The organism is Vibrio sp. 1557 (assembly GCF_033340175.1).
GTDB lineage: Bacteria > Pseudomonadota > Gammaproteobacteria > Enterobacterales > Vibrionaceae > Vibrio > Vibrio alginolyticus.
Genome location: NZ_JAWOVZ010000106.1, coordinates 1 through 1,536, shown reverse-complemented (window position 1 = coordinate 1,536; position 1,536 = coordinate 1). Strand labels below are relative to the sequence as shown.

At 41.1% G+C, this 1,536-nt stretch carries 1 protein-coding gene and 1 pseudogene; one reads left to right on the top strand and one right to left on the bottom strand.

Translation table 11 applies throughout. From position 1 onward, the window contains the following. Window positions 1–192 (bottom strand): annotated as a pseudogene (locus tag R7070_RS24995) (Na/Pi cotransporter family protein); the annotation flags it as partial. 384 nt (window positions 193–576) lie between these two features. On the opposite strand from R7070_RS24995, the gene nhaR reads away from it, so the two are divergent. Then, entirely contained in the window at window positions 577–1,467 is an 891-nt protein-coding gene (gene nhaR, locus R7070_RS24990; RefSeq protein ID WP_005457134.1) for a transcriptional activator NhaR, read from the top strand. Window positions 1,468–1,536 lie beyond the last annotated feature (69 nt).

Below are 1,536 nucleotides of genomic sequence, written 5' to 3'. Positions count from 1 at the left end.
AAGACCAGCGATAGGGTGAGATGCAAACTCAAACAATACTTTTGCTTGGTCGCCAGTTGCCCATTTGAAACCGCTACCAACCATAGATACTGCTAGAAGAAGCAGATACAGCATGAATGCCAAGTTAGCCCAGCGTAACCAACGAGTCGTGCTCGAGATAGGCGCTGCTGTTGAAGTAGCTTGGTTCATCATAATTTTCTCCGTTGACCTTTAAGTTCGTTTTTCGGTCTTAAGTTGAAACTTCGGGCGATGTTAGAGAACAAATATTTCAGTAATATTACAGATTGATTTCTGTGGGCACTTTTTATTGTGCTTTTTAATAGCTCCAAAAAGATAGCGGATTATCCTGTTGTAATTTATTGAAAAATATAGGATTTGTTGGTTTTATAAACTGAGGTTTTTTTGATGAGAATTCGATAAAAAGTGCGTTTTACTTCAAGTTTTATGACAATACTGAGATTGTATTTTCGGTAAAACTTAATTTTAGTTGGTTAAAGTGATGGTTTTGCCGAGTATCTTGTCTGTCTCTGTCACATTTGGTATAAAAAGCATCACCTTATTTTCTGGAATTGGCCGATGTCACATCTAAATTACAACCATCTTTATTACTTCTGGATGGTGTGCAAGCAAGGCTCTGTTACCAAGGCCGCGGATGCGCTTTTTCTCACTCCTCAAACGGTGACCGGGCAAATCAAAGCGCTTGAAGAGCGGATGAAAGGTAAGCTAACCAAGCGAAACGGCCGTACTGTCGAACCAACAGAACTCGGACAATTGGTCTTCAAATATGCGGATCGTATGTTTGGTTTAAGCTATGAGATGCTTGATATTGTGAACTACAGTCAGCACTCCAACATTTTGTTTGAAGTTGGTGTAGCCGATGCGCTGTCAAAACGGCTAGTTAGTAAAGTGCTGATGACAACCGTACCTGAAGACAACAGTATCCACTTACGTTGTTACGAGTCGACGCACGAACTGTTATTAGAACGGCTATCGCAGCACAAGTTGGATATGATTCTTTCTGATTGCCCGGTGGACTCGACGCAAAGCCCAGGCCTTTATAGTAAGAAGCTTGGCGAGAGTAGCATGAGTTTCTTTGCATCTTCTGACATTCCAGACGTGAAGTTCCCTGAAATTTTGGAAAAGAAAAAGCTGTTGATCCCAGCAAGTCGAACGGCGATGGGGCGAAAAGTCATTCAATGGTTTGATCGCCAAGGATTACAACCTGATGTCTTGGGAGAGTTTGATGACGTCGCGTTGATGAAAGCCTTTGCGAGATACCGTGATGATGTGATCTTTTTGGCGCCGACGGTTTACATGTCAGAAATCGAAGATGACCGCAGCTTACAGTTGATCGGTCATGTTGAGGATTTGAAAGAAGAGTATTACGTTATTTTTGCCGAGCGAATGATTCAGCATCCTGCGGTAAAAAACGTATGTGATGCTGATTTCAGTCAAATGTTTGAGTAAACCCGTATCGTTGCTCAAATAAATAGATTACTATCGATAAAAATATAAATCTAAATGATACCTAAGTAA

Coding starts and splice junctions, on each gene's coding strand:
- nhaR (WP_005457134.1), top strand. CDS start 577: ATGTCACATCTAAATTACAACCATCTTTATTACTTCTGGATGGTGTGC.